This is a genomic window from Microbacterium sp., assembly GCF_031988965.1.
GTDB lineage: Bacteria > Actinomycetota > Actinomycetes > Actinomycetales > Microbacteriaceae > Microbacterium.
In genome coordinates this window covers 1-8623 of record NZ_DALZXX010000123.1, presented here as the reverse complement: position 1 = coordinate 8623, position 8623 = coordinate 1, and the positions used below count along the sequence as shown (strand labels likewise).

Below are 8623 nucleotides of genomic sequence, written 5' to 3'. Positions count from 1 at the left end.
CCCGCAGCCGAAGCCGCTCCGGCTCCTGCCCCCGCCGCGCCGGCAGAGCCCGCGCCGTCGGGTTCCGCCACGGCGACCGCAGGCATCATCGAGCTGGCGCAGCGCCTGCACGACGAGCACGTCGCCGAGGGTGAGGCCAAGCGCGCCCAGCTCATCGCCGATGCGGAGGGCGAGGTCAACCGCATCCGCACCGAGGCAGAGGCCAAGCAGCGCGAGGAGTCGGCACGGCTCGAGCGCGAGCGCAACACGCTCGAGGCCCGCATCACCGAACTCCGCAACTTCGAGCGCGACTACCGCTCGCAGCTGCGCGGGTACATCGAGGGTCAGCTCCGCGAACTCGACGAGAAGTCGACGTCGACGGACTCGACTCCGGTTTCCGCGATCGGACTGTAGGTCGTCCTTTTGCCAGGACGATCTCCCCTTCGTCGGTCGGCGGCCGGTGCGATCGTTGCGATTCTCGCAGCGATCGTGCTGGCCGCCGATCAGTTCGTGAAGTACCTCACGGTCGAGAACCTGCCCCTGCAGGAGCCCGTCCCGGTTCTCGGTGAGTTCCTTCAGCTGTACTTCGTGCGCAATCCCGGTGCTGCGTTCTCGCTCGGGTCGGACGTCACGTGGATCTTCACCATCGCGCTCGCTGTCGTCGCCGCGGTGATCGTGTGGAAGGCATTCGGTCTCCGGTCGCGCCTCTGGGCCGTCGTACTCGGATGCCTGCTCGGCGGGGTGCTGGGCAATCTCACCGACCGGCTCTTCCGCGAGCCCGGCTTCCCGATGGGACATGTCGTCGACATGATCTCGATGCCGTGGATGATGCCCGCGATCTTCAACGTGGCCGACATCTTCATCGTCACCGGAATGATCTCCGTGGCGCTCCTGGTCGTCGTGGGACTCCGTTTCGACGGAACGCGTGAACGCGACCATGCGCCCGTCGAGAACGACGAGCAGGCCGAGGCCGCCGCGGTCGCCGAGGCGACGCATCCGACGACGGCCGAATCCGGTGGCTCCGATGCCGCCGCGGGAGCGACCGCCTCGGATGGGCGCTGAACGTGGAGTCTCGTTCGCTCCCCGTCCCTGACGGGCTCGACGGCACGCGCGTCGACGCCGCCCTCGCGAAGATGCTCGGCTTCTCGAGAACCTTCGCCGCCGAGGTCGCAGCCGCCGGCGGGGTGCGCCTCGACGGTGCTGTGCTCGACAAATCCGATCGCCTACGCGGTGGTGCATGGCTCGACGTGGAGTGGAGACCCAAAGAGGAGCCGAAGATCGTGCCGATCGCGGTTCCCGAGCTCGGCATCGTCTACGACGACGACGACATCGTGGTCGTCGACAAGCCGACCGGAGTCGCCGCCCACCCTTCTCTGGGCTGGGAGGGACCGACCGTGGTCGGTGCTCTCGCGGCCGCGGGCTTCCGCGTCTCGACCAGTGGTGCGCCCGAGCGCAAGGGCGTCGTGCACCGGCTGGACGTCGGAACCAGTGGACTGATGGTGGTGGCGAAGAGCGAGGCCGCGTACACGGCGCTCAAGCACGCCTTCAAGGAGCGGACGGTCGAGAAGATCTACCATGCGGTCGTCCAGGGCCACCCGGATCCGCTCGCGGGCACGATCGACGCCCCGATCGGTCGCCATCCGAACCACTCGTGGAAGTTCGCGGTGACGCCGGACGGCAAACCCTCGGTCACCCACTACGAGACCCTCGAGGCGTTCCCGGGAGCGTCGCTCCTCGAGATCCATCTCGAGACGGGGCGCACGCATCAGATCCGCGTGCACATGGCCGCGCATCGGCACCCGTGCGTGGGAGATCCTCTCTACGGTGCAGACCCGACGATGTCGGCGCGGCTCGGTCTCACGAGGCAGTGGCTCCATGCCCACCAGCTCGGTTTCGCGCATCCGACGACGGGGGACTGGGTGCAGTTCGAGTCCGGGTACCCGGCCGATTTCCAGCACGCCCTCGACGTGCTTCGCGGCGACTGAAGCTCTGGCGTTCCCCCGATCGCGCGGGCACACTGGTGGCATGACTGCGATCGTCGTCGGGCCCGCGATCGATTTCGATGACGTGGCGACGCTGGTCGGTCCCAAGAAGCCGACCTCCAACGTGTGCTTCTGTCTCAGCTATCGCATCGGCAACAAGGAGAACGTCGCGCTCACGGGGCCGGCGCGATCCGAGCGGATGCGGGAACTGTGTCGGCAGGATCCACCCCCCGGCGTGATCGCGCACCTCGACGACGAGCCCGTGGGGTGGGCCGCGCTGCATCCTCGTCGCGAGACGAGCTTCGCGCGCAACAGGCTCATTCCGCACATCGATGACGTCGACGTGTGGTCGCTGTGGTGCATCCGAGTCCGACCGGGGTATCGCGGGCAGGGCATCGCCCATGCGCTGATCGACGGAGCAGTCGCCTACGCGAGGAAGCGCGGGGCGCCGGCGGTCGAGGCGTATCCGGTCGACAACGAGGGGGAGAAGGTCAATCTGACGATGGCGTACGTCGGCACGCGGAAGCTCTTCGAGGCGGCGGGCTTCGTGAAGGCCGCGGACACGGGGTCGGTGCTCGACGGGTTTCCGAGGGTGCTGATGCGCCTCGACCTTCGGTGAAAGAGCATCTCCGAGACGCGGCGGATGAGTGCCGGCGGACCTCCGATGTCCGACGTCGAAAGTAGACTCGAACCATGGCATCAGACTCCTTCGTCCACCTGCATGTCCACAGCGAATACTCGATGCTGGACGGCGCGGCGAAGATCAGCGCGATGACGCAGGCCGCTGCCGAGTACGGCATGCCGGCCATCGCGGTGACCGATCACGGCAACACGTTCGCAGCCTTCGAGTTCTACAAGGCCGCGAACGCTGCGGGGGTCAAGCCCATCGTCGGGCTCGAGGCGTACGTCACCCCCGGAACGCATCGCAGCGACAAGTCGCGAGTGCAGTGGGGTTCGCCCGATCAGAAGAGCGACGATGTCTCGGGATCCGGCGCCTACACGCACATGACGATGTGGAGCCAGAGCACCGAGGGGATGCACAATCTCTTCCGGCTGAGCTCGCTGTCGAGCATGGAGGGGTACTACTTCAAGCCGCGAATGGACCGTGAGCTGCTCCAGACCTACGGCAAGGGGCTGATCGCGACCACAGGCTGTCCCTCGGGTGAGGTGCAGACGCGACTCAGGCTCGGCCAGTACGACGCCGCGCGCGCCGCGGCAGCGGAGTTCCAGGACATCTTCGGCAAGGAGAACTACTTCGCCGAGATCATGGATCACGGCCTCTCGATCGAGCGACGGGTCATGACCGACCTGCTGAAGCTGTCGAAAGACCTCGGCATCCCGCTCGTCGCGACGAACGACTCCCACTACACGCATCAGCACGAGGCCGATGCGCATGCCGCTCTGCTCTGCGTGCAGTCCGGTTCGACGCTCGACGACCCGAACCGCTTCAAGTTCGACGGTGACGGGTACTACATCAAGACCGCGGCCGAGATGCGGCAGATGTTCCGCGACCACCCTGAAGCATGCGACAACACGCTGCTCATCGCCGAGCGGTGCGAGGTCGAGTTCAACACGGCGGCGAACTTCATGCCGAGGTTCCCCGTACCCGATGGTGAGACCGAGGACAGCTGGCTCATCAAAGAGGTCGAGGCGGGTCTGCACTACCGCTACCCGGCGGGCATCCCCGACAAGGTGCGCAAGCAGGCCGAGTACGAGACCGGCATCATCCTGCAGATGGGCTTCCCGGGATACTTCCTCGTCGTCGCCGACTTCATCAACTGGGCCAAGGACAACGGCATCCGAGTGGGGCCCGGGCGTGGTTCCGGTGCCGGATCGATGGTCGCCTACGCGATGAAGATCACCGACCTCGACCCGCTCGAGCACGGTCTCATCTTCGAGCGGTTCCTCAACCCCGACCGCGTCTCGATGCCCGACTTCGACGTCGACTTCGATGACCGTCGCCGCGGCGAGGTCATCGACTACGTGACGAAGAAGTACGGATCCGAGCGCGTCGCGCAGATCGTCACGTACGGCACGATCAAGTCGAAGCAGGCGCTGAAGGATGCGGGGCGCGTGCTCGGCTTCCCGTTCAGCATGGGCGAGCGTCTGACCAAGGCGATGCCGCCGCCCGTGATGGGCAAGGACATGCCCCTCGACGGCATGTTCGACTCCGCGCACCCTCGATTCAAAGAGGCGAGCGAGTTCCGTGCTCTCATCGAGACGGACCCCGAGGCGAAGACCGTCTTCGATCGTGCTCTCGGCCTCGAGGGGCTGAAGCGCCAGTGGGGAGTGCACGCAGCCGGCGTGATCATGTCGTCGGAGCCGCTCCTCGACATCATCCCGATCATGCGTCGTGAGCAGGACGGCCAGATCGTCACGCAGTTCGACTACCCGTCGTGCGAGTCGCTCGGCCTGATCAAGATGGACTTCCTGGGGTTGCGCAACCTCACGATCATCTCCGATGCCCTCGACAACATCCGCACGAACCGAGGGGAGGAGCTCGACCTCGAGCACCTCGCGCTCGATGATCGCGGGGCTTACGAACTCCTCGGCAAGGGCGAGTCCCTCGGAGTCTTCCAGCTCGACGGCGGGCCGATGCGATCGCTGATGCGGCTGATGCGGCCCGACAACTTCGGCGACATCTCGGCCCTCATCGCGCTGTACCGACCGGGGCCCATGGGGGCGAACTCGCACACGAACTACGCGCTGCGAAAGAACGGTCAGCAGCCGATCACTCCGATCCATCCGGAGTTCACCGAGTCGCTCGCCGACATCCTCGACGAGTCCTACGGTCTGATCATCTACCAGGAGCAGGTCATGGCCATCGCGCAGCGCGTGGCCGGGTTCTCCCTCGGACAGGCCGACATCCTCCGCCGCGCCATGGGCAAGAAGAAGAAGTCCGAGCTCGACAAGCAGTTCGAGGGCTTCCAGGCGGGGATGCACGCGAACGGATACTCCGACGGAGCCGTGAACGCGATCTGGGAGATCCTGCTCCCGTTCTCCGACTACGCCTTCAACAAGGCGCACTCCGCAGCCTATGGACTGGTGTCCTATTGGACCGCCTACCTCAAAGCGCACTACCCCGCCGAGTACATGGCCGCGCTCCTCACGAGCGTCGGCGACTCGAAGGACAAGATGGCCCTGTATCTCAACGAGTGCCGTCGCATGGGCATCAAGGTCCTTCCGCCGGATGTGTCCGAGTCCATCAACTACTTCGCCGCCGTCGGCGATGACATCCGCTTCGGACTCGGCGCCGTGCGCAACGTCGGAAGCAACGTGGTCGAAGGGATCGTCGCGGCGCGCAAGGACGAGCGGTTCACCTCGTTCCACCACTTCCTCGACAAGGTGCCGCTGCACGTCTCCAACAAGCGCACGGTCGAGTCGCTGATCAAGGCGGGCGCGTTCGACTCGATGGGCGACACGCGTCGAGCGCTGGTCGAGATCCACGAGGATGCCGTCGAAGCGGCTGTCGACCGCAAACGGAACGAAGCCCAGGGTGCGATCGGCTTCGACTTCGACAGCCTGTACGACGACATGGAGGAGGCGGCGCCCGCCAAGGTACCCGCCCGGCCCGAATGGATCAAGAAGGACAAGCTGGCGTTCGAGCGCGAGATGCTCGGTCTCTACGTCTCGGACCATCCCCTCGCGGGACTCGAGGTGCCGCTGGCCAAGCACGCGTCCATCTCGATCCACGTCCTCAACAACTCGGAGGACATGCAGGACGGAGATCAGGTGACGGTCGCCGGTCTCGTCACGAGTGTGCAGCACCGCGTGGCGAAGGCGAGCGGCAACCCCTACGGCATGATCACGGTCGAGGACTTCAACGGTGAGGTGACCGTGATGTTCATGGGCAAGACCTACACCGAGTTCCAGCACATCCTGCAGCAGGACTCGATCCTCGCGGTTCGCGGACGTGTCTCGCGCCGGGACGACGGGCTGAACCTCCATGCGCAGTCGGCCTTCGTGCCGGACGTCGGATCCTTCGACGCGGCAGGGCCCTTGGGGCTCGTGCTCGCCGAGCAGCGTGCCACGGAGCGCGTCATGCACGAGCTCGCCGACGTGCTCCGCCGTCACGCGGGAGATACCGAGGTCATGCTGCGCGTGCATCGCGGAGGAACCGCGAAGGTCTTCGAGGTTCCCATGCCGGTCAAGGTCTCGGCCGACCTCTTCGGGGATCTCAAATCCCTTCTCGGACCGAACTGCCTGGGCTGAGTGCCGACTACGAGTGACGATCCTCGGAGCCGTCGCTCGGACTCCCCGGGTAATATCAGGACGCGTTGGGTGCAGGGCCCTCCAGGCGACGCACCGTGACGAAAGGACCACCCTCATGAGCGCGGATTCCCCCTTCTCGAACACCGATCCCTCCGACTCGTACGACGACGCGGCCGACGTCGAGGTCGCGTCCCTCGACGACGGCTTCTCGGACGACGACGGCGTGCTGTACGACGACGAGGTGACCCCCGAGTACGGCATCCTCGGGTTCACTCTGCGCGAGCTCCTCATCACCGGCGCGTGGCTGGTCGCTTTCATCGCCTCGTTCTTCCCCTACTTCGGAGATTCCTCCATCTGGGCATCGGGCCTGCACTGGATCCTCCCCATCGGGCTTCCGACCGTCGCGGTCTTCCTGGTCGTCCTTCGACGCTTCTCGCCGGACGGCATCCGCCGAGTCGGCTCCCTGGGTATCGACCAGTTCGCCTCGGTGGCATTCTCGGTGTCTGCGGTCTTCTGGCTCGCCGAGCTGTGGAACTCGATCGCGGTCAGCATCGGCCTCGGCACCGTCGTGCTCAGCTGGAACGGCATCGTGCAGCTGATCGGCGCGCTCGCGCTCGTCGTGTTCACGGTGTTCGCGCCGCTCGTCCCCGGGCTCAAAGAGGACTTCCACGGGCGCCTCGTGACCCTCGCTCACCGCAACGCGAACCCCGTCCGTCCCGTCATCGCACGCCCGCGCCCGGTGGTGGAGCCCGACGCCGCGCGAGGCGACGACTCCGGCACGGCGACGGTCACTCCCGTCGTCGCTGACGGCCACACCGACGGAGTCGATGCGACCGCGATTCCTGTCGTCCGCGACGAGTCGACGGATCCCGCCGGCGAGTCGACGGCTCCCGCCGACGAGTCCGCGGCTCCCGCCGACGAGTCGATCGCCAGTGGCGCCGATGCCCTCGCGGCCACCCCCGCCGTCGAGCCATCGACGTCCGGAGCCCTGCGATCCGATCGATTCGATCCGGAGCTGTCGGGGGAGCAGGCGACCGATGAGGTCGCCCGTCTCGATCTCGCCGAGCAGGTACCCCTGGCCTCGCACGCCTCGGGCGGCGACACGGGCACCGAGGACTCCACGTCGGATGAGGCGTACGTGCCCACCTACTCTCGGCGGTCGTCCTGGAATCAGGAGCCGGAGATCGTGTCGGACACCGGCAGCATCGAGTCGCTGATGGGCGCGACCGCACAGGAGTTCGGTGCCCCGCGCGCCGAGGAGAGCACCGGCTACGACTCGAGCGATCACCACGACACCCTCGATCACCACGACACACCCGATCACCACGATGCGGGGGCCGCGGAGACGACCGTGATCCCGACGTTCGACGATCCCGAGTCCGACCGTGGTGCATGGCGCGAGACCGAGGCGGCGCAGCCGTTCTGGATCCTCGCCCCCACCGATCGTGACGTGCATGACGAACGAGGCGACGCCCTCTTCCGCATCGGGCCGAGCGCGTGGGTCCTGGTGATCGAGGACCGCGGCGGCGCCTATGTCGTCCGCCACGACGACGGCCGCATCGGCTACCTGCACGACATCGCAGACATCACGAAGGGCTGACTGTGCGAACCATCGATCTGCGAGGGCGCGAGCTCTCGCCGGCTGACATGCTCGCGGCCGTGCCGCGCGCGACCCAGGCACGCGCCGAGGCGCTCGACACCGCTGCCCGTATCGTCGACGACGTGCAGCAGCGCGGGGCGACGGCGCTGCGTGAGCAGGCCGAGCGGTTCGACCGCGTCAGCGGGCACGACCTGCGCGTGCCGGCCGAGCACATCGCCGATGCGATCGAGGCGCTTCAGCCCGAGATCCGTGAGGCGCTCGAAGAGGCGATCCGCCGCGTGCGTCTGGCGTCCGCCGCGCAGGTGCCGGATGCCCGGGTGACCGAGATCGGTGCAGGCGCCGTCATCACTCAGCGCTGGCAGCCGGTGCATCGGGTGGGGGTCTACATCCCGGGCGGCAAGGCCGTCTACCCGTCGAGCGTGGTGATGAACGTCGTTCCCGCACAGGTGGCCGGCGTCGAGCAGATCGCCCTCGCCTCGCCTCCGCAGGAAGACCAGGGGGGACGGGTGCACCCGTCGATCCTGGCGGCCGCAGGGCTGCTCGGGGTCACCGAGGTCTACGCGATGGGCGGTGCCGGCGCCATCGGCGCCTTCGCTCACGGCGTCGAGAGCATCGGACTCGACCCGGTCGACGTCGTCTCCGGTCCGGGGAACAACTACGTCGCCTCGGCGAAGCGCGCAGTCGCGGGCGTCGTCGGAACGGACTCCGAGGCGGGTGCGACCGAGATCCTCGTGGTCGCCGATGACGCGGCCGACGCGAGACTCGTCGCGGCGGATCTCGTGAGCCAGGCCGAGCACGACGAGCAGGCGTCGGCCGTGCTCGTCACCGATTCCGAAGGCCTCGCTCAGCG

At 67.0% G+C, this 8623-nt stretch carries 7 protein-coding genes; all 7 read left to right on the top strand.

Annotation, left to right across the window (positions count from 1 at the left end; all coding sequences use genetic code 11):
* On the top strand, positions 1–393 hold a 393-nt coding region (locus tag RTM68_RS15025; RefSeq protein WP_312172407.1), incomplete at its 5' end, for a cell division protein.
* Between the two features lie 75 nt (positions 394–468).
* The gene (gene lspA, locus RTM68_RS15020) at positions 469–1041 is read left to right on the top strand and encodes a signal peptidase II (RefSeq protein WP_396654237.1); all 573 of its coding nucleotides are present in this window, start codon (positions 469–471) and stop codon (positions 1039–1041) included.
* A gap of 2 nt (positions 1042–1043) precedes the next feature.
* Entirely contained in the window at positions 1044–1964 is a 921-nt protein-coding gene (locus tag RTM68_RS15015) for an RluA family pseudouridine synthase (protein WP_312172404.1), read from the top strand.
* Between the two features lie 40 nt (positions 1965–2004).
* Positions 2005–2580: a GNAT family N-acetyltransferase gene (locus tag RTM68_RS15010; protein WP_312172402.1), complete on the top strand. Its 576-nt coding sequence runs from the start codon at positions 2005–2007 to the stop codon at positions 2578–2580.
* A gap of 74 nt (positions 2581–2654) precedes the next feature.
* The gene (gene dnaE, locus RTM68_RS15005; protein WP_194763430.1) at positions 2655–6173 is read left to right on the top strand and encodes a DNA polymerase III subunit alpha; all 3519 of its coding nucleotides are present in this window, start codon (positions 2655–2657) and stop codon (positions 6171–6173) included.
* Positions 6174–6288: 115 nt separating this feature from the next.
* A complete protein-coding gene (locus RTM68_RS15000; RefSeq protein WP_312172398.1) occupies positions 6289–7773 on the top strand; it encodes a hypothetical protein in 1485 nt (494 codons plus the stop codon).
* 2 nt (positions 7774–7775) lie between these two features.
* On the top strand, positions 7776–8623 hold an 848-nt coding region (hisD, locus tag RTM68_RS14995), incomplete at its 3' end, for a histidinol dehydrogenase (protein WP_312172395.1).

What these genes read in the sequence shown, in the direction of transcription:
- RTM68_RS15010 (WP_312172402.1), top strand. Translation starts at nt 2,005, where the DNA reads ATGACTGCGATCGTCGTCGGGCCCGCGATCGATTTCGATGACGTGGCG.
- dnaE (WP_194763430.1), top strand. Translation starts at nt 2,655, where the DNA reads ATGGCATCAGACTCCTTCGTCCACCTGCATGTCCACAGCGAATACTCG.
- RTM68_RS15000 (WP_312172398.1), top strand. Translation starts at nt 6,289, where the DNA reads ATGAGCGCGGATTCCCCCTTCTCGAACACCGATCCCTCCGACTCGTAC.